The 20,449-nt window shown below is 51.2% G+C and carries 17 protein-coding genes; 6 read left to right on the forward strand and 11 right to left on the reverse strand.

Annotated elements, in window-relative coordinates:
* Window positions 1–1,014, reverse strand: a complete 1,014-nt coding sequence (locus N24_RS15680) for a zinc-binding alcohol dehydrogenase family protein (protein ID WP_096459252.1) — start codon at window positions 1,012–1,014, stop codon at window positions 1–3.
* 155 nt (window positions 1,015–1,169) lie between these two features.
* Between N24_RS15680 and N24_RS15685 the strand changes: the two genes are divergently transcribed.
* The 3 genes from N24_RS15685 (at window position 1,170) to N24_RS15695 (ending at window position 4,906) form a co-directional block, all read left to right on the forward strand.
* Window positions 1,170–2,093 carry an ABC transporter substrate-binding protein gene (locus tag N24_RS15685; protein WP_096460337.1) on the forward strand — a complete coding sequence of 308 codons (924 nt, stop codon included), beginning with the start codon at window positions 1,170–1,172 and terminating at the stop codon, window positions 2,091–2,093.
* Window positions 2,094–2,342: 249 nt separating this feature from the next.
* On the forward strand, window positions 2,343–3,521 hold the full coding sequence (locus N24_RS15690) for an MFS transporter (RefSeq protein ID WP_096459254.1): 1,179 nt from the start codon (window positions 2,343–2,345) through the stop codon (window positions 3,519–3,521).
* Window positions 3,522–3,727: 206 nt separating this feature from the next.
* Complete coding sequence (locus N24_RS15695; protein WP_096459256.1) at window positions 3,728–4,906, forward strand: NAD(P)-dependent malic enzyme; 1,179 nt, start codon at window positions 3,728–3,730, stop codon at window positions 4,904–4,906.
* A 675-nt stretch (window positions 4,907–5,581) separates the two neighbouring features.
* Here the strand turns inward: N24_RS15695 and N24_RS15700 are convergent.
* The 6 genes from N24_RS15700 to N24_RS15725 all read right to left on the reverse strand — a co-directional run bounded on the left by N24_RS15700 (window position 5,582) and on the right by N24_RS15725 (window position 12,392).
* Window positions 5,582–7,066 (reverse strand): gluconokinase, encoded by a 1,485-nt coding sequence (locus N24_RS15700; protein WP_096459258.1) that lies wholly within the window; start codon window positions 7,064–7,066, stop codon window positions 5,582–5,584.
* A gap of 77 nt (window positions 7,067–7,143) precedes the next feature.
* Complete coding sequence (locus N24_RS15705) at window positions 7,144–7,719, reverse strand: VanZ family protein (RefSeq protein ID WP_096459260.1); 576 nt, start codon at window positions 7,717–7,719, stop codon at window positions 7,144–7,146.
* 9 nt (window positions 7,720–7,728) lie between these two features.
* Complete coding sequence (locus N24_RS15710) at window positions 7,729–8,295, reverse strand: VanZ family protein (protein ID WP_096460340.1); 567 nt, start codon at window positions 8,293–8,295, stop codon at window positions 7,729–7,731.
* Window positions 8,296–8,399: 104 nt separating this feature from the next.
* On the reverse strand, window positions 8,400–9,632 hold the full coding sequence (locus tag N24_RS15715) for a D-amino acid dehydrogenase (protein WP_096459262.1): 1,233 nt from the start codon (window positions 9,630–9,632) through the stop codon (window positions 8,400–8,402).
* Between the two features lie 153 nt (window positions 9,633–9,785).
* The gene (locus tag N24_RS15720; RefSeq protein WP_231911047.1) at window positions 9,786–11,666 is read right to left on the reverse strand and encodes a VWA domain-containing protein; all 1,881 of its coding nucleotides are present in this window, start codon (window positions 11,664–11,666) and stop codon (window positions 9,786–9,788) included.
* Between the two features lie 390 nt (window positions 11,667–12,056).
* Window positions 12,057–12,392, reverse strand: a complete 336-nt coding sequence (locus N24_RS15725) for a hypothetical protein (RefSeq protein ID WP_096459264.1) — start codon at window positions 12,390–12,392, stop codon at window positions 12,057–12,059.
* A gap of 216 nt (window positions 12,393–12,608) precedes the next feature.
* On the opposite strand from N24_RS15725, the gene N24_RS15730 reads away from it, so the two are divergent.
* Together N24_RS15730 and N24_RS15735 are read left to right on the forward strand one after the other, a co-directional pair.
* On the forward strand, window positions 12,609–13,220 hold the full coding sequence (locus N24_RS15730) for a malonic semialdehyde reductase (RefSeq protein WP_096459266.1): 612 nt from the start codon (window positions 12,609–12,611) through the stop codon (window positions 13,218–13,220).
* A 233-nt stretch (window positions 13,221–13,453) separates the two neighbouring features.
* Window positions 13,454–14,335, forward strand: a complete 882-nt coding sequence (locus tag N24_RS15735; RefSeq protein WP_231911048.1) for a hypothetical protein — start codon at window positions 13,454–13,456, stop codon at window positions 14,333–14,335.
* Window positions 14,336–14,402: 67 nt separating this feature from the next.
* On the opposite strand, the gene leuS is transcribed toward N24_RS15735, so the two are convergent.
* Window positions 14,403–17,261, reverse strand: coding sequence for a leucine--tRNA ligase (gene leuS / locus N24_RS15740; protein ID WP_096459268.1), 2,859 nt, complete (start codon window positions 17,259–17,261; stop codon window positions 14,403–14,405).
* Window positions 17,262–17,370: 109 nt separating this feature from the next.
* Here leuS and N24_RS15745 point away from each other — a divergent pair, with 109 nt between their 5' ends.
* Window positions 17,371–17,811, forward strand: a complete 441-nt coding sequence (locus N24_RS15745) for a YbaN family protein (protein ID WP_096459270.1) — start codon at window positions 17,371–17,373, stop codon at window positions 17,809–17,811.
* On the opposite strand, the gene N24_RS15750 is transcribed toward N24_RS15745, so the two are convergent.
* The 3 genes from N24_RS15750 to N24_RS15760 all read right to left on the reverse strand — a co-directional run bounded on the left by N24_RS15750 (window position 17,744) and on the right by N24_RS15760 (window position 20,446).
* A complete protein-coding gene (locus tag N24_RS15750) occupies window positions 17,744–18,109 on the reverse strand; it encodes a HigA family addiction module antitoxin (RefSeq protein WP_096459272.1) in 366 nt (121 codons plus the stop codon). The two genes, N24_RS15745 and N24_RS15750, sit on opposite strands and share 68 nt — an antisense overlap.
* Before the next feature lie 771 nt (window positions 18,110–18,880).
* Entirely contained in the window at window positions 18,881–19,606 is a 726-nt protein-coding gene (locus N24_RS15755; RefSeq protein WP_096459275.1) for a maleylpyruvate isomerase family mycothiol-dependent enzyme, read from the reverse strand.
* Window positions 19,607–20,446: a fumarylacetoacetate hydrolase family protein gene (locus N24_RS15760; RefSeq protein ID WP_096459278.1), complete on the reverse strand. Its 840-nt coding sequence runs from the start codon at window positions 20,444–20,446 to the stop codon at window positions 19,607–19,609.
* Window positions 20,447–20,449 lie beyond the last annotated feature (3 nt).

Genomic DNA, 20,449 nt, shown 5'->3' on the forward strand with positions numbered 1-20,449 from the left:
TTAGACCCTCACTACGATTTTTCCGGAAGTTCTGCCTTGCTCAACAAGGCGATGTCCTTCCATAATATTGTCTGCATTTAGACCATCCAGCACGGTTGCTGTCACGGCTTCGAATTGTCCGCGGTCAACCATGTCTGCAATTTTGTTCAAAATCTTTCCCTGCTCACCCATGTCTGGGGTGTTAAACATTGCGCGGGTAAACATGAACTCCCAGTGCACAGCAATTGCTTTTTGCTTGAACGCACCCAAGTTTGGATCCACCGGGTCATCAATGAGCACCAAGTGAGATTGAGGCTTCATCAGCGTGGCAAGTTCCACTTCGCGTGAAGTAGTCCAAGAGCTGAACACATAATCCACATTTGAGATCTGCTCACTCAAGTCCTTGGAGTGGTCAATCACCTCATGAGCGCCAAGTTTTTTCACCCATTCTGCTGACTCCGGGCGAGATGCAGTTGCCACCACTTTCAAACCAGTCAGCGCACGAGCGATTTGAATGAGAGCCGACGGCACACCACCAGATCCGCCCAACACCAACAATGTTCCGGTAGAAGATTGGTTAGCTCCCAATCGGTCAAACAGTGATTCCCACGCAGTTAGAGCTACCAGTGGGAGAGCAGCGGCGTCTTGTGGCTCAAAATTTTTTGGCGCGTGTCCAACAAGCCGTTCATCTACTACTTGATACTGCGCATTACTACCAGGACGTTGATTGGAACCTGCATAAAACACTTTGTCACCAGGAGCAAAGAGTGATACCTGCGAACCCACAGTCTCCACAGTGCCTGCAGCATCAAAACCTAAAATTTTTGGATGTTTTTGTTTCCCGGCGCGCATACGCACCTTGGTATCAACGGGATTAATGGAGACGGCTTCAATTTTGACTAACAAATCATGCGGGCCAGGTGTAGGGCGATCTAGTTCTACATCAACCAAGAAATCTGGCTGATCAGAAGCGATGGAATCTAGCATTGCAACAGCAGACATAGTGGGGTCTGGGGTGTCAATTTGTGCGCTCATGCCCCCGATGTTAGCCCTTGAGTAGTTTTTATGCCGATATTTTTTAGCCTTTTTAGAACCGGCAGAATTTTACCCGACTCAAGCGTTGCTGCATGAAACATATGACCTAAATTAAGGCTAGGCTACACTCTCCTGATGTGGATAAAAAATTTCTAATACCTTTGTTGTGTTCAGCACTATTCCTTGGCGCATGTGGGGCTTCAAGCGATTCTGCATCACCTAACAGTTCTTCCATTGACACCACACTTGGAGCAGTGGAAGTTCCCGCCGAAATTAACTCGGTAGTCATCCTCGAGGGTCGTCGCGACCTAGACATCGCTCTTGCACTAGGTTTGCCCATTGTGGGATACCCCTACGAAGAGGCAAGTTCACTAGACCTTGAATCACCTATGGCAACACAGCTAGAAAAGGCGAAGCGCGATGGGGCAGAAGAAATTTTCGCCGCCGATGACATCAGCCTCGAAGCAATCGCTGCAGCAGACCCAGACCTCATCATCTCCAGACTCAGCGATATTGAACCAATTCAAAACGATTTGGAAGCCATCGCCCCAACTCTTCCCGTCGGCGAGCAAGATACTTCCACATGGCAAGAAGATCTCCGACTTGTTGCACAAGCAACAGGCACCGAAGAACGCGCGGAAGAATTGATCAAAGAATACGAATCTCGAATCGACGCACTTTCTAAAGAGTATGCAGATGTACTGGCCGATAACACTTTTGCACCAGTGAGCTTCGGTGGCGAAAGCTTTGAAACTCGACCCAATAGGCTTTTATCCACTGTCCTTCGCGATCTTGGAGCGCAGCCTTCACATGCTTTCCAAGCAGCCATCGACGGGAAAGAAACCGAGTACAGCCTAGAGCAGGTTCTTACAGGTTTTAGCGATGCTGATGGACTAATCATGCTGGTTAATAGCCCAGAAACGTGGCAGGAGCTCCAGGAAAATCAGCTGTACCAGCAGCTGCCATCAATTATTGAGGGGCATGTCGTGCGTTCAGATAAACAGACTCATGAAGGTGGCCCTTTAACTGCACTGCATTCATTAGATGTCATTGAGCAGTTGCTCCAAACCTTCCAATAAGGCGCAATGTGGCATAGACACCCATCCTGGCCTTCAGTTAAGTTGATAACTTAGCCAAAGATTCACCTTTTTGATCTGGCTGAAATACTTTCTTCAGACTACTGTTTTCCGAGACTTACTTGAACGATTAAGAAATGGTTCAGAAATAAGCCAGAACCAGCCAAGGTAGATGTTGTACTTACCCAAACAATCACTACCTGGCAGACTCTCAACTCAAAACAGCCCAATCAAAAAGGAAGGCCCGCAGCCATGAGCACTATTGCCGCGCCCGAAGCACGGTTTCCTGTTGTTCCTTTGACCGCCATGAGTTTCGCGGCGTTTGTTTATGTCACCTTTGAGATGTTCGCCGTTGGACTCATTAAACCAATGGCTAGCGATCTCGGCGTGGCAGAATCCAGCATCGGTCTTTTGATGACTGTGTACGCAAGCGTGGTTGCTGTGGTGACCATCCCCGTCATGATGTGGGTATCGCGGTTTAATAAACGCACCGTCTTCTTGATTACCTTGGCTTTTCTCGCCACAGGAATTGCTATTCAAGCACTGACGGTCAATTACGGCATGCTGGCGATCGGCCGCACCATCGCTGCATTAACCCACGGAGTTTTTTGGGCTTTGGTTGGCCCAATGGCAGCTCGGATGTCTCCTGGTCACACGGGACGAGCAGTAGGTGTGGTCTCTATCGGATCCACCATGGCGTTAGTTGTTGGATCTCCTCTGGCAACGTGGATTGGCGAACTCATTGGTTGGCGCCCTGCCACGTGGATTTTGGGAGCACTCACGCTGGCAGCAGTTGCTGTGCTCATTCCCACGGTCCCGTCGCTTCCTCCACTGCTTGAAGCTGAAGCTAAGTCCAAGGATAAAAAGGCTCTCCCTTGGGGGCTGATCTCCTTGGTCATCTTCCTCCTGCTTGCAGTCACCGGCGTTTTTGCTGCCTACACTTATCTGGGCCTCATCATTGCCGAAACAGCAGGGGATAGCTTTGTCTCCATCGGACTATTCGTCTTTGGTGCGCTTGGACTCATTGGTGTCACGGTGGCAACCCGCACTGTGGATCGCCGGATGCTGCGCGGAAGTGTTCACACCACCACCTTGTTTGTCATCGCTGCTATTTTCGGACAGATTGCGTTTGGTTTAGAAGGTACGTTGGCAGCGATCGTCATCTTCTTAGCTGTCACTGTTTTCGGTGGCGCTTATGGCGCGCTTCCAACCTTGGGCACCACCATTTTCCTTCATGCTGGCCGCGATAATCCTGACACGGCATCGTCTATTTACGTCGTTACCTACCAAGTGGGTATTGCTTCAGGCGCAGCGTTGGGGGCGATGGCTGTTGACGCCAACTGGACCGCAGGCGCACTGTGGATCATGGCCGGTTTGTCGCTTGCCTCCACGTTGGTTTTGGCGCTGTGGTCGCGTCCGCTACTGAAATAAACAGCCCTCAAATCCACACTTCGCAAACAATTAAATTCATCACAAAATACCCCTGCACAAAATTAGCAATAAAGGTCAGGGGTATTTTACAAATGTTCACATTGCGGAGTTTTTGTTGAGCTACAGATTTGGCTAGTGTTTTTGTTCCAGAACCTTTAACCAGGTTTCAGCTTTCCACAAAACACCGATTAACAAGGCAAAATGATATGACCATCGACCTGCAACGCTCCACCCAAAACCTCACCCATGAGGAAATCTTCGAAGCACACGAGGGCGGAAAACTCTCCATTAATTCCACCCGCCCGTTGCGCGATATGCGTGATCTCTCCCTTGCCTACACCCCAGGTGTGGCCAAGGTCTGCGAAGCCATCAAGGAAGATCCAGAAGTTGCACGCACCCACACCGGAGTAGGAAACACCGTTGCAGTCATCTCCGATGGCACCGCAGTCCTCGGGCTTGGCGATATCGGACCACAAGCCTCCCTTCCCGTCATGGAAGGCAAAGCACAGCTGTTTAGCTCCTTCGCGGGTCTAAAAGCTATCCCAATCGTTTTGGATGTCCACGACGTTGACGCTTTGGTTGAAACCATCGCAGCCATCGCACCGTCCTTCGGCGCCATCAACCTGGAAGATATCTCCGCACCTCGCTGCTTTGAAGTTGAGCGCCGTCTCATCGAGCGCCTTGATATCCCAGTCATGCACGATGACCAGCACGGCACCGCCGTGGTTATCCTCGCAGCGCTGCGCAACTCCCTCAAGCTGCTTGATCGTAAGATCGAAGACCTCAAGATCGTTATTTCTGGCGCTGGTGCTGCTGGTGTCGCAGCCGTCGATATGCTGACCAATGCTGGCGCAACCGACATCGTGGTTCTTGACTCCCGAGGCATCCTCCACAACAGCCGCGAGGACCTTTCCCCTGTTAAGGCAGCACTTGCCGAAAAGACCAACCCACGCGGAATCAGCGGTGGCATCAACGAAGCCTTCACCGACGCAGACCTATTCATCGGCGTTTCTGGCGGCAATATCGGCGAAGAAGCCCTCAAGCTGATGGCTCCACAGCCAATCCTGTTCACCCTGGCAAACCCAACCCCGGAAATCGATCCTGAGCTGTCCCAGAAGTACGGCGCTATCGTTGCCACCGGCCGTTCTGACCTGCCAAACCAGATCAACAACGTGCTTGCATTCCCCGGCATTTTCGCTGGTGCCCTCGCAGCCAAGGCCAAGAAAATCACCCCCGAGATGAAGCTCGCTGCCGCCGAAGCAATCGCCGCCATCGCAGCCGAGGACCTCGAGGTCGGACGCATCGTGCCTACCGCGCTGGATCCCCGCGTCGCCCCAGCAGTCAAGGCAGCTGTCCAGGCCGCCGCCGAAGCGCAAAACGCTTAAAGATTTTGCTTATCGACGCCTCCCTCCACCTCAAAGGCGTCAATCAAAATAACACTGCCATTGGATAAGACGCAGCACCGCTCCAACGAGTTCAGGGCGACTTCTTAACAGGCGACTTCACGTGGTCGACTTCCCTCGGCTGAGGGCTGATTTCCTAGCGAAGTCGCCACCGTGAAGTCGAACTATAGAACTTCTGAAGCTACACCTTGGAATTAACCCGACTTGGGTCAAATTAGTGCTGTTTACCCCGTGTGGATTTAGGCGTTCGTGCACTTGACGACATAAGACCAAACCAGGAGACCCAGAAATCACGTTTTCGACGTTTGTGGGTCTCCTGGTTTGGTGTATCGCGTTCAATACCAAACTCAGAGACCCAACATTTAAGTTTTTGAAGATTCTGGGTCTCCTGGTTTGGTCGCTCTCACGTTTTGGTGCGACACCTGAAAAGTCATACCTCCCCAGAAGCGCTTTTAAGGGGTTTTCAAGGTCGAGCGCATACCAAAACTCATCCAAAAACCCGAGGCTTTAAACAAGCGATAAACGCCTATCGCTAAATTTCCTGGCAAACTTACACCGTAATAAATTGCGCGTTAGTCGGGTTTCAAGTGGTATGCGCCGAAGTGCTGTTACTGGAAAGTTCGTAGTCTCTGGCAAAAGCGGCAGGGCTTCGAAAGGCTAGACCAATTTGAGGTAGAGGGCGTCGAAAAGCTCTCTTGCCTTGGCGTAATGGTGCGCAAAGCGCGGCTGATGCGTGGTGCCAAATGGTGGCGTGGCGCGTGTGCCGCCTGGTTCGAGCTGCTCAAGTGCGATAAGTGCGGTGCCGCGGAGGGTGGCGCGCTTCATTTCCAGTGGGATGACTGGGGTGTCGAGGGCATCGGACAGCATCGCAAGAAACTCTGGGTGGTCAGTGGAGACTCGACCTGATGCGATAACACGCTCTGGTGCTGCGCCGGCCTTTTCCATGTGTTCCCATACGCGCTGGTAGGAAAGAGCTAGAGCTTCAAAGACGCCGCGCCACATATGTTCGGGGCCAGTTTGCTCCTGAACATTGGTGATTGTGGCTTGTGCGGAGGCAGCCCACCCAATCGAGCGTTCACCAGAGAAAAACGGCAGCACAGCTGGAGTGCCTTCGAAGGGTTCACGGATTAACACTTCATCGAGGTTTTCAGGCTTGACGATGGTGCGTTCCAACCAAGTGACGGCACGGCCAACATCATTGAGTGCGCCACCGACAATGCACTGATCATGAGAAACGCGATAGCACCACAAACCAGAAGGGATCTGTTCCGGAACGCTAGGAAGAATCACGCGCATGGCACCTGAAGTAGCTGCGGCCACTGCGACGGTTTTGGAATCTACAGCACCGGGGCCAATGTTGGATGGCCAGCCGTCTGGAATGGCGTGGAACCAGGGGATTTCTTCCAAGTGTTTCCATTTTTTGTGGGAAACTTGTGCGTCTGTGGCGGGCTCGTCAGGGTTGCGGATTTCACCGAATAGGGCAGGGTCAACGCCGATGTGCTCTAGAATTGGCAGATAAAGTTCACCGGTGTGGGCATCTAAAATGCCACTCCACGCAGCTATCGACGTAGCCATTCCGGTGATGCCCGCAAGTTTGAAATACACATACTCACCGATGGTCATCACGTACTTAGCTTGGTTGAATTCCTCCGGGAACTCCGTTTTCAGCCACAGCAGCCTCGATGGGTGATAAGAGGTGTGTAGACGAACGCCGGTGCGGCCATGGTAGGCCTCCTCATCGATCTCTGCGCGCAGCTGTTCTACATATTGCGCAGAACGGGAATCCGCGTACGTAATGCACGGGGTGAGAGCATTGCCTTCGGCGTCTACAAGAATCAGTGAAGAAGCGAAAGAATCAAGCGCAACAGCTTTGATTTGATCCTTAATCTTATGATCTTCAGCTGCTTTAAGAATGCCGTTTATCACTTCAGTGATCTCTGAAACCACCTGATCAGCATCGATGGTAGACACACCTTCACCTGTGGTGAATTCATGGGATTCGCGCTGCTTAGTGCCCTTGATTGGGCAGCCGGAGGCATCATAGAGACCACCACGAGATGCAGTGGAGCCAATATCCATGGCAAGAACATAAGGTCCACGTGAATCATCGAAAGGGATGGACATTGTTGGAATTGATCCCATGAAGCTTCCTTTAAAGGTCTGACTAATACTGAGCTTCTTTCAAGGATATAGCCTGATCACCCCGACCATGCATAAGCTTAAGCACTATATTGAGCTGATCCTAGATCGACTACTTTTTCAGGATCACCCAACCTGGGTCCTAAAGCCACCAAAACTACAAACACCACAGCTAAAATTAGGGCAAGCCAGACCCACACTTTGAAAAAGCGCACACCAAAAATCTTTGCGATCACTGCTCCTGCGGCAGCGCCAAGGGTGTTTAAAATAATGTCGTCGATATCGCTGTAGCCCAGCATGAATACGTACTGGGATACTTCGATGAGAAGACTAAAAGCTGCACCAAACACCGTTGTTTTCAGGACAGCATTCTTGTGCCAAGACCTCGTTCGTGCGGTTTTTAGGAGCGCATAAAGAAGCACACCGAACGGCACGAAAAATGCGAAATTTCCGCCATAACCAAATAGCGGAGAAAACCACGAGGCAGATTCACTGAAATCATTAAACGGAACAAAAGACACCGAACGATTCCTATGAGCTTCCGGCACCCACAGCAAACCGATGACAAAGAATGATTTCAACATCGTCAGCGAAACCATCACCGCGCTATAGGCAACCAACGCAATGGAAATCACCGGGGCAGAAGGAGCCTTCATGCGGTCAGATCAGCCTCCAAAACTTGAGTACAACATCATCGCCATGACAGCTAAAGAACCCGCCATGATCAAACCACTAATTTTCTTCAAAGACTTCGGCGATATTAACGCAGCCACCGATGCACCAATTAGGCCACCAATCGTATTACATAGCAGGTCATCAATATCTGAATAACCAATGGCAAACACCCACTGCAACACCTCAATGCTCAAGCTAATAACACCAGCAAACAACACTGTTTCTACGAAAGGGAAGCGGTGCTCCATTTTTCGCAGCATTCTGTACAAGAAGAAACCCAAGGGCATAAAAAGCCCAATATTTCCAAAGGTGTTGGTCCATGGCGCCCACCACACCGAAGGATTTTCAAAACCATTAAACAGCTCTAAATCAATCGACCTATACTGGTGGGCTTCTGGATTCCACAGGCCACCCAACGACAACCTGTTCTTCATCAAGGTCATCATCACAAGCAGCAGAGCGTATACGCCAAAAGAAAGTGCAAACAGCAAAGAAGAAGCATCAAAGCTCTTTTTCACTGCGGTTTCCTTCTTAGACGAGGCGTAAGTAGTAGACATGAGGCTCCACCCTAAGGTGAAGCCCTGTGCATTCACTGTTAGGTTTCCTTAAAAATTCTACTGATACCCAAAGACAGTGGGGTTTTTCGTCGAAAAGCAAGCTGCTAGCGCAATGGATCGAAGGGCTTGATGATCGCATTGGTGTTGCCCGTAGCCATCATCTCCGCCAAATACTTACCAGTCGCCGGGCCCAGCACAATGCCCCACATGCCATGACCACCGGCAACGTAAATATTCTTAGCCTTCGTCTGCCCAATCAGCGGACGCCCATCCGGGGTGACCGGGCGGGAACCCACCCACTCATCCTGACGATCCTCAAAATCAATACCCCTCATCACGCGCTTCGCCTGCGACACAATTGCATCAACCCGGCGCGGCTGAAACGGCTCATCAGGACCTCGGAACTCCATGGTGCCCGCGATGCGGAACCTACCCTGATACGGCGTGCACGCCATGCGGTGATGGGGAAGATACACAGAATGCTTAGCAGGAATATCCGTTGCTACCGAGAAAGAATAACCCCGACCAGCCTGAACCAGAGTTTTCACCCCATACTCACGCGTTAAACCTGGCAACCATGCACCCGTTGCCACAACAACCTTATCGGCTTCCTCACGGCTACCATCCGCCAAGATAACCGCTGGACGATCCCCCTTCGCCACGTGCACAACCTCCGCGCCAGCCCGGATAGTTCCACCCCGCTTCACCACTGCATCCGCCAACGATTGCACATACGGACCCGGCTCAATGAAACGCTGCCCCTCCAAGCGATACGCCACCTGGATTTCCTCATTCAACATCGGTGCAAGCTCTTGAGGATTATCCAAACGAGTCATTTCCACCGACTGGCCATGCCTGATCACACCATCAATTTCCTTGATGAACCCAGCCGACTGGCTTTCATCCTCAAAACCAATAACAAATGGGCCTTCGTGGGTAAGCCCTTCAACACCACCAATAGACAGCTCATCAAACGCCTCAAGCGCGACCTTATCAATCGCCGTGAGATCCGCCATCGTGGAATCCCACTTAGTTTGAAACGCTTGCGCCATGAACTTCGCCAAAAACAGCCACAACTTGGGATCCACCCTCAGCGGCATATGCATCGGCGAAACCGGATTAAACAACTCCTTTGGGCCATAAGTCCACAACCCCGGCTCCGACAAAGGAATCGTCTTCGCCGGCGCTAACCAACCAGCATTTCCCCATGACGACCCCGCGGCAACACCATCCCGATCCAGGACAGTCACCTCAAACCCGCGCTCCTGCAAGTGCCAAGCGGTGGATAACCCCACCATTCCAGCTCCAACAACAATGACTTTTCCAGACGAACTCATGAAACCCTCCTGAATGTGGGGTGGACTCCTAGTGCCCCCAGTATCCATGAGTCTGGATGCAAATGCTGTGGCTTCTTGTTTCTGGGGTAAAAGGTGGGGTGCTGGGTGGCTCAGGTGCTGGGTGGCTCAGGTGCTGGGTGGCTCAGGTGCTGGCTACTTTTTGCGGCCTTTAAGCACCATCCAACTTGCAAACGCAGCAAACACCACAATCAACGCCACAATGGTTCCAGCAATCAGAGGGGAAAAACCGCTCTCATTATCCTCAGATTCCGCTGCCTGATCGGACTCATTTGGTTGCTCGCTAGGACTTGAAGACTCTGAAGAACCTGCCGATACTTCATCAAACACTGGACCTGGCTCTGCATCACCATAGGCATCTGCCACCAGTCGGTACCGAACAGGTGCCGATTGACGATCACTTGCATCCCTCGTGGTGCCACCGCTGAAGTCGTTGTAGTGAACAGCCAGGTAGTAGTCACCTTCTAAGGTGAAAACGCTCGTTGCATTATTCGTTGATCCGAAACCTCCATCATTTGAAAACATATTCAAATACGTCAATGGAGAAGGAGCTTCGAAGTATTCACCAGCATTTTCCCTAATTGGAACATCGGTCCATAGATCAACACCCGCAGCCTGTCGGGTTGGAGAGAACACCGCAACACCTAGTTTATCGGTCACATTGGCATCATCAGGCGCAGTGTTTTCAACGACTTCGGCATAACCATGCAGCTGCTGACCTGTTGCCATAGGAAGACGATAAATATGGTTTTCACCTGGAACAATCTCAGCTTCAATGCCTTCACCCGGAGTGAGCTCTGGAGCATTACTAAACCATGATCCTCCAGTTAAAGGCTCCCAGGAATCTACGGTCGCAACATCAATATCTGGAATATCTCGTACTTGATCACCGAGAGGCAAATCTGAGGTGTCAGCGTGCGTTAGTCGCTTGACGACGATTTCTACCGGCAGCTCCTCATTCCACTGGAATGGCTCGCTACGGGTGACAGCCAAGGTCAGTTCATCAGTATCACACTCAGTGCCAATCACATCAGATTCAACATTTGCGACTAGAGGCTTCGCAAGTACGTTGTCCAGAATGGAATCTCCACCGATTTTTCGATGGCACGTCTCTGCCTGATCTCCACCGTATTGAAGCTCATTTTTGACACTCAAATAGTCACCACCAGAGCCCACCGTCACGGGTGCTATATAGCTTGTGGTGACCTGTACTCGTTCATAATCTGCGACGGGAATCGACCAGTACTGAGTAACCTCACCATCTTTATTTTCAAGCGCGGGAAGGTTCGCTTGGAACATTTTCACATCATCTGGAATCTGCGTGGGTTCTGTCTGAACGTCATTGCCATCTAATTGCTCCAGATCGGATTCATATCCGACTGCTGTGCGAGTAGCTGCGCGCTTGAGCTCAGCAACCAAAGAGTCTGCATCACTGGCATCTGCATAGGTACCATTACCAGCCTGGGCAATGCATTCCAGTTCCGCTCGAGCAGATTCATCCACGTTGAACCCCACGGTGTTTATCACCAGATCAACACCCTGATCAGCTAGTTCTTGGGCAACTTCACACACTGGTGGTGGGGTACAGGTGGCAATGCCATCAGATACCAAAACGATAGTTCCAGACTCACCTTCTGGTAATTCAGCTGCCGCTGCTTTGAGCGAATCCCCAATGGGTGTGTAACCGCGAGGTTGGAGCCCATCAATATGATCTTTTAGCTGATCTGGCTGACCGCTGGTTGGCCCGCGTACCACCGAAATATCCTGACAACCGGCTTCATATTCTTCGGGAGTTTCGCCGGTATTTCCGCCGTAGGTCACAAGACCTAAATCAAGGGTTCCTGCGAGCTCATCAATGAACTGGTTAGCTGCTTCTTTGGCTGCATCAGAGCGACTTTGGCCACCAGCATCTTCGGTGACCATCGACCCTGAGCTGTCCAGCACCATCATGGTGGGCACACCACGGGAAACAGATTGTGTAGTTGGGGATTCTGTTTGGGCCTGTGCTGATGACACTGGGGTGCTTAAGGTAAAAAGGAGAAAACTTGTTATTAATGCAAGGAAGGTTTTATGCCTTCGGTTGGGAAATCGTCTGGCAGGTTTTCTAAAGGACTGTCCGGCTAGTTGAACCATGAATACTCGCTTAGTCGTCAGGCAGAAACGTGGTAGACCATCAATGCTCCATTAGAGGAATGAACAGAAATTCCGCATAAATAAACATTGGTTCCCCAAATTAACAGCATTTCAAAGAGAGTGAATCCTTAGTTCACAACTTTTTCGCAACAATTACCTTGCCGGGTATTAGAGGAGTATTAGAGCAGGCATTAGGGCGGGCATGAGGGCGGGCAATAGAAAACCCCGCCTGTATCTGTTGATACAAACGGGGAATTTTAAAAAAGTTGCAGATTAGAAGCGTGGGAGCTGCAGGTTGATGCCAGCTTGTGCAGCAGCCTGCTCGATTGCTGAGAAGTTAGCGTATGCCAGGCCCCAAGCAGCAACTGCGGTTGCAGCGATGGTGTAGCCATACCATGCAGAACCGAATGGGGTTACCTCTTCGAAGTCCTTGGAGGAGCCCCAGATGTTGCGCTCGTACTCATTAGCCTCAAATGCATCTCCAACCTGAGAAGATGCGGAAGAGCCGGTGGAGCCAACGGAGGACTCATCGGCAATAGCTGGAGCAGCGGTCAAAGCGAGAGCACCCGCGGTGAGCAGAGCGACAGAAGCGGTACGAAGTTTACGCATGAGAAATTCCTTTAAGTTGATTGTCAGATACCCACGTGAAGAATAGCAGTATTCCTTTCTCTTGGCATGGTAATTGAAGAAAGTACCCCTTTTATGGGAGGTCGGCAGTGAAATTAACTTCCCCGCCTTGCGATCTGACTATTGGAAGCAACGTAATCTGCCCCACATTTACTTGATATGGGAACTATTTGGGTCATGGTGAGGGTTATACAGAGTATGACTACAGTTACCCAGAACGTACTGGCACTTGATGAAGACGCACAGAACCTCCTGTTCCGTGAGGCTCGCACTGCAAACGCTTTCACCGATGAACCCATCTCTGATGAGCAAATCCAGGCAATTTTTGACCTAGTCAAGTGGGCACCAACCTCCATGAACTCACAGCCTCTGCGCGTTGTGATCCTTCGTTCCGAAGAGGCCAAAGCCCGCCTCGTTCCATTGATGGCTGAAGGCAACCAGGCGAAAGTTGCGGCAGCTCCAGCCGTAGCGCTGCTTGCAGCGGATGTTGATTTCCATGAGGAAATGCCAAAGCTTTTCCCACCATTCCCAGGTGCTCGCGACATGTTCGATGCAGATGAAGCCTCACGTGCTTCCACTGCAGAGCTCAACGCTGGTCTCCAGATTGGTTACGTCATCATCGGCATCCGTGCTGCCGGCCTTGCAGCTGGACCAATGACTGGCATGGACGCAGAAGCTATTTCCAAGGAGTTCTTCCCAGACGGTCGCCACCGCGTTTTGGTAGCAATCAACATGGGCAAGCCTGCAGAAAACGCTTGGTACGATCGCTTGCCTCGTCTCGAGCTCGATGAAGTAATCGAGACCCTCTAAGATCCACTGAATTCGATTCCAAAATGCCCTGGCCGGGAAATGCATACTGGCCAGGGTATTTTTATACGTTTGTTCGAAAACCGACAAGTGATGTCTCACGGTTATGCAAAACTACGTCCATACTTTAATTGGTTTTAAAGAATGGACTCCCGGTGAATCGCACTTTACGTAAATACGGATGGCTTGTTGCTGTTATCCAAGAAAACCCAATGCCGTGGTTTAATGACGGCGAGGTGGATTGCATCACCTATGTCAATGATTTTTCGTGGAAAGCTCTTGATCTAGTGCCGAATGCTCCCATACTGGAGCGCCGTGACACCATGTCTGCGTTAGAAAACCAGCACCTACCAGTGGCTGATTTAGCCGAAGCCTTAAGGCATATTCGGGTGTTTAAATGCGCCGATGTAGATGAACAAGAATTAGTCCTCGCCTGGGATAGTGTTCGAACAAAATCAGCAGTTGAGAAAATCGAATCATTCAAATACTCGGACATAGCCGAAAAATATCCGTACGCATTCCTACCCGAATTAGTGTTTGAAGAACCTCGAGGAATTTTTGATTTTGAGCTGGAGGGATACACCCTCAAAGTAGGACAAAGCACGTTATCTGTTCCGTGGGAAATGGTCTATCTGGGCTATGTCCCACGAGGTCTGAAAAATTTTGGTGAATTAATGGACGCAGATGCCGGAGTGCTGCTGGAGGACGCGGTTCTAAAACCTCGGGAACTAATTTTTAAGATTCATGATTACCACGGCGACAACCCCTGGGTAAGAAAAGAAACCCTAGATTTCATGCTGGCAATAGCCACTGAAAACGGGTGGTTTCAAGCACTTAATCCAACGTTGAATCCCCTTTTGGCTTTTGATCTTATTTCTCGAATGCCCGATTTTCACATTGAGGATAGTTTCCACCCACACCCCATCAATCAGTCCTGGCAGAAACTTCAAAAAATTGCCAAAGCAGTGGAATCATGCGAAATACATCAATACTGCATGGACACATTAGAGCGGTACTATCGCAAAGCTGGAATGGTTGATCCTCCACAACAGTCAGACCAACCCGATCAACCCGATCAACCCGATCAAGTTGAACAAACCGACGAGGTTAGCAACTAAAAAAACCGCACGTGCACTGGAGCTTAACTCACCAGCGTGCACGTGCGGTTTTAACAACCCAAAAGGTTTATTTCACCACTAGGTTAACCATGCGTCCTGGAACAACGATCTGCTTGATCAGGTTCTTACCGGAGATTTGTTCCTGCACTTTCTCGTCGGCAAGCGCTGCTTCAATGACCTGCTCCTGGGTGGCGTCGGCTGCAACGGTGATGCGGCCGCGTACCTTGCCGTTGACCTGTACTGGCAGTTCGATTTCGTCGTCGACAAGCCATTTTTCCTCAAAGGTGGGGAATGGTTCGTAGGTGACGGTGTCGTCGTGGCCAAGTTTCTTCCACAGTTCCTCCGCGATGTGCGGTGCGATGGGGGAGACCATGATGATCAGTGGTACAACTGCGTCGGCTGGAATGGTGTTGGGGTAGGTCTTGGTCAGGTAGTTGACGTATTCGATGAGTTTTGCAACCACGGTATTGACGCGCAGGTTGGTGTAGTCATCACGGACACCTGCGATGGTGCGGTGGAGCTGCTTGTTGTCATCGTCGGTGAGTGCTTCATCGCGGGTGAGCACTTCGCCGGTGTTTTCATCAACAATCAAACGCCACATGCGCTGGAGGAAGCGCTGCGCACCCACAACGTCCTTGGTGGCCCATGGACGGGAGGTGTCCAAAGGTCCCATGGCCATTTCGTAAACGCGTAGGGTATCGGCACCGAAGTTGTTGCAGATATCGTCCGGCGCAACGGCGTTTTTCAGGGACTTGCCCATCTTGCCGTATTCCTGGTTGACTTCTTCGCCCTGGTAGAAGAATTTTCCATCCTTCTCTTCAACCTCATCAGCAGGTACGTAGACGCCACGGGAATCGGTGTAGGCAAATGCCTGGATGTACCCCTGGTTGTACAGGCGTCGGTATGGCTCCTTGGAGGTAACGTGGCCGAGGTCGAAGAGGACCTTGTGCCAGAAGCGTGCGTAGAGCAGGTGCAAAACTGCGTGCTCAACACCACCGACGTAGAGGTCTACGCCGCCTGGATCGTTTGGTCCGTGGGTTTCTGGGCGTGGGCCTGTCCAGTAGCGTTCGTTGTCGATGTTGCAGAATTGCTCGTCGTTGCTTGGATCGACGTAGCGCAGCTGGTACCAGGAGGAACCTGCCCACTGTGGCATGACGTTGGTGTCACGGGTGTACTTCTTCTTGCCGTCACCAAGGTCAAGCTCAACCTCAACCCATTCACGAGCCTTTGCCAGTGGTGGGGAAGGCTCAGAATCTGCATCTTCTGGGTCGAAGGAGACAGGTTTGTAGTCTTCTACCTCTGGCAGCTCGACGGGAAGCATGGATTCAGGCAGCGCGTGGGCTTGGCCGTTTTCGTCGTAGACGATTGGGAATGGCTCGCCCCAGTAACGCTGGCGGGCAAAGAGCCAATCGCGCAGCTTGTATTGGATGGTGCCGCGTCCAAGTTCTTTTTCTTCCAGCCATTCGATGGTCTGGGCAACGGCATCGTCCTTGGCTAGACCATTGATGTCTAGGCCGTTATCATTTGCGGAGTTAACGGCCTCACCAGATTCGGTGAATGCAGCTTCAGCGATGTTGCCACCTGCCACAACTTCCTTGATGGGCAGACCCAACACGGTGGCGAATTCATAGTCGCGATCGTCGTGAGCTGGAACAGCCATGATGGCACCAGTTCCGTAGCCGGTCAGAACGTAGTCAGCGATAAATACTGGAATTTGGTCGCCGTTGACTGGGTTGGTTGCGTAAACACCTAAGAAAACACCGGTTTTTTCCTTGTTTTCTTGGCGCTCCAAATCAGATTTCGCAGCAATGGAAGCACGGTACGCAGCGACAGCCTCAGCTGGCGTTGCCTGGCCATTGGTCCAGCGGGCATCAACTCCTTCGTAGGAACCAGCCTTTTCAAGGAATACGTCAACCAGCTCATGCTCGGGCGCAAGCACCATGTATGTTGCGCCAAACAAGGTATCCGGACGGGTGGTAAACACCGTGATGGTTTCACCTTCTGCGGTGAAATCAACCTCAGCACCGCGTGAACGGCCAATCCAGTTACGCTGCATGGACTTAACCTTCTCAGTCCAATCAAGCAGCTCTAGATCATCAATCAGACGATCCGAGTACGCGGTAATGCGCATCATCCACTGCGACAAATTCTTGCGGAAAACAGGGAAATTACCGCGCTCGGAACGGCCGTCCGCGGTCACTTCCTCGTTGGCCAACACGGTGCCCAAGCCTGGGCACCAATTCACGGTGGAGTTCGAGCGATAAACAAGGCGGTAGTCATCCACCGCTTTTTGCTTTTCGACGTCTCCCAGCTCGTTATAATCCGCCCCGTCCTTAGTTTTCAGCTCGCCAGACTCCAGCAGCGGAATCAACTCACTAATTGGGCGGGCTTTTTGCTGCTCTGCATCAAACCACGAATTAAAAATCTGCAGGAAGATCCACTGTGTCCACTTATAAAACTCAGGATCAGTGGTGGCTACAGAACGGCGCGCATCATGCCCAAGACCCAGTGCACCCAACTGGCGCTTCATGTTTTCAATATTCGCCATGGTGGTGGTACGAGGATGCGTACCAGTTTGGATTGCATACTGCTCCGCTGGAAGACCAAAGGCGTCATAGCCCAAGGTGTGCAAAACGTTCTTGCCCAACATGCGGTTGTAGCGGGCGAAAACATCAGTAGCAATGTAGCCAAGTGGGTGGCCTACGTGCAGACCAGCTCCTGAGGGGTACGGGAACATATCCTGGACAAACAGCTTGTCCTCCGGAAGTGCTTTACCGTCCGCAGGCGCTAAATCACCCACCGGGTTAGGTGCGTTAAACGTGCCATTTTCAGTCCAGTAATTCTGCCACTCACCCTCAATCTTGTTGGCGAGTTCCGGGGTATAACGGAACGCCAGGGGAGTGGTGCCTTCGCTCGGATTAGTCATGGTTAAACAGTGTAGTAGGTACACGGGACATCTCATGTGTGGAGGGCAATTCTTCTGCTTTTACATGCCCTTGAATAAGCCTTTGTCCGCTAGATAGACTAGTGAAATAATGTGGAAACCACTGCTCATCGCCATCGGCCTACTCAGTCTTATCTGCGGAGCGATCGGTGTTGTCCTGCCAGTGATTCCTACAACACCATTTTTGTTGTTGAGCGCCTTTTGCTTCGCGCGCAGCTCCGAGAAATTGCACAATTACCTGGTCTCGCACCGAATTTTCGGTGAGTATATTTCCAATTATTACAACCATGCGATGACGCCGCAGCATAAATTCCGCACACTGTTGATGTTGTGGTGCGGAATTATTCTTTCTTGCGTTCTCATCGGGGCGACTGTTCCGTGGATTGTTTTGCCAATTATTGCCACCTGCGTGAGCATCCACATCATTCGTTTAAAACCCCGACCAGATGCCACACCTACAGCAACTACTGTGAACGCTCCTGTAGAGGATTCAACCTCCGAGCCACGTTTTGCTGACGATCATAGGGCTTGATCGCTTCCAACAGTGTCCGTGTATCTAAATACGTCACGGAAAGGTCATAGTGAGCCTGCAAGTTCAGCCAGAACTGCGGATCAGGACCTAAATATGCCGCTAAACGCAATGCTGTATCAGCGGTAATTGCACGTTTTCCATGAACGATCTCATTGATCCTTCGTGGTGGCACACCTATCGCTCGCGCCAATCCGTTTTGGGACAGTCCCAAAGGTTCCATGAATTCTTCTCGAAGAATCTCACCCGGCATTACTGGCCGATCATCATTGGTGTGTTTGCCTGCGTCCTGCACCGGCATATCGCCCCCAGTCATTTTCTAGTTGAGTCTCATCATCATAACGCTTGACACTACAACTATGTCGTAAGGGGTACTTTTAGCGTGTTACCTGGACTATGACGTTTTGCGTCATGGCACATTTTGGCCTCAAATTAGATATAACGCACCGCGACATGGTGTTGATATTGGTCTTGAAATTTCTGCGTTAGCACTTATGATTTCAATGCAGATTTCATCTAGAAAAATTGCTCAGAAAACAATTCGCTCCAAAATTCAGGGACACTCATTCCTAGTTTTCAAATCCGAAATTGGGTCAAAGTGAAAGAGAAAAATTATCCCGCAATCCCTCAAACGTGGACCGGTCAAAGCAGTAGCCCACGCGCTGAATCACGGCGAATTCGATTTAAAAAGGGGGGTACTGGACGCAGCAGCCGATTTAAGCGATCAAAGCTTTCCAATGAACTTTCATATAGACAGGCACCTTTTAGGCCCTCAGAAACGATTTTAAGACGGTACTTTTTAACGGCATCCCGGCAATTTTTTAAGAAAGCGAGCAGAGAGCAAACACACGTGACAAGAATTCTTAAAAATCCAGAATCTTGACACCCCTGTTTGGCGGCGCTTCCTTAAGAACAGACTGGCATGACAAAATTCAGGGAAAATCGAAAATTTTGTCATGTGAGTCCGGTTTTTGGAATGCCCACCGCACGATTAAGGACATTCAAGCATCAACCATGAAAAATGGCCATGCTCCACTTGGGAACATGGCCATTGTCTTAAAAACTGGGGGTCTTAGAGCCAGCGTGGTGGCTCTGGGATCTCTCCAGTAGAGGAGGTGACTCCTTCTGAGCCACGACCTGCGGCATAGCGAACAATGCCAGCTAAGCTGCCCGAAATAACAACCTCTTCCTGCCCTGGGGTGGCGGGGTAGCGGGTGTTGGAGGGCTCGTCGAGAAGCACTAGGCCTTCACCGACTCCTTGGCTGGCCCATTTTTGAGTGATTTCGCCGGCTAGCGTGCGCAAAATTACCTCGGGGATGTTGCTGAAGGTCGCAACAACATCAAGGTCAACCGCATGGATCCAGACTTCTCGGGAACGCATCCACAAGATTTCGCTGGCTGGAACTGTGCGTCCCTGCGCTGTGAAGACTTCGTGCGACCAGGCTTCTTGGGAGGATTCTCGCCAATCTACATCCAGGCGCGCTACGGAGTGTTCGTGCAGGTTTCGCAGCGCATCGGGGTTGAGCGTGGAACCGTAGGCGATTTCCTCATTGCGTGCCTGTGGTGAGGCATACATTGGGGTTTTCTCACCGGTGTTTGCCCAGTGCATGAGGTTGCACAGTGCGATGGCGTTGTACGCCACGTGGGCAACGATGTGGGAGCGGGTCCAACCTTGAAGAAGGGTTGCTTCCCCAAAATCAGCGTTATCTACAAGCGATAGCTGACGGGAGTAATGGGATGTGCCCAACCTTGCCAGTGTCAGCCGCTCCTCTAGCGGAAGATCATGGAAAGTTGTCATTTATTCAAACACCGTCTTGTTTTCGATGTAGCCCAGGCCTTCGATCTCGACCTTGACGGTTTCGCCGTCGCCGATGTAGCGCTGTGGGTTACGTGCGTGGCCAACACCGCCTGGGGTTCCGGTGACAATGACGTCGCCTGCATCCAATGGGTAAATGTGGGTGATGTACTCAATGAGCTTTTCTGGGCTAAAGACCAGGTCATTGGTAGGGGTGGACTGAACCTTTTCGCCTTCCAGGTAGGTAGCCAGTTCGCCACCGAACTCGAATGCATCTGGGGTGGTCATCCAAGGGCCAAAACCAGCGGACTTTTCCAAAGACTTACCCTGGTGCCACTGTGGGGTCTTTGCAGGTGCTTTGTACTGGTAATCGCGGGTGGTGTAATCGTTCATCACTGCGTAACCGGCGATGTAGTCAGCTGCATCGGCTTCCTTAACGCGACGTGCACGCTTGCCAATAACAACGGCCATTTCGCCTTCCCAGTCAAGAGCCTTGTTAGCCCACTCTGGAACGACGACATCATCAAATGGGCCGATCAATGCATCAGGGAACTTAACAAAAAGGGTTGGGTTTTCTGGCAGGTCACGACCCATTTCCTTGATGTGGTTAGCGTAGTTAAGGCCAACGCAAACAATCTTTTTAGGAGCTGGAACTACCGCATCTAGGTCCTTGTTTTCAAAGGTTACAGTCTCGCCAGCGGCGTTTTCTGCCAGTTCACGCCAGTTGCTTTCCTGAAGCAGCTCGCTGACGTTGGCAAAACCGTCGATAGCGGTGGCGGTGTTGTCAGATTCAACACGAGCAGCGATGGTGGTGCCGTTGGTGCGGATTGTTGCAAGACGCATGTG

Source organism: Corynebacterium suranareeae (assembly GCF_002355155.1).
GTDB lineage: Bacteria > Actinomycetota > Actinomycetes > Mycobacteriales > Mycobacteriaceae > Corynebacterium > Corynebacterium suranareeae.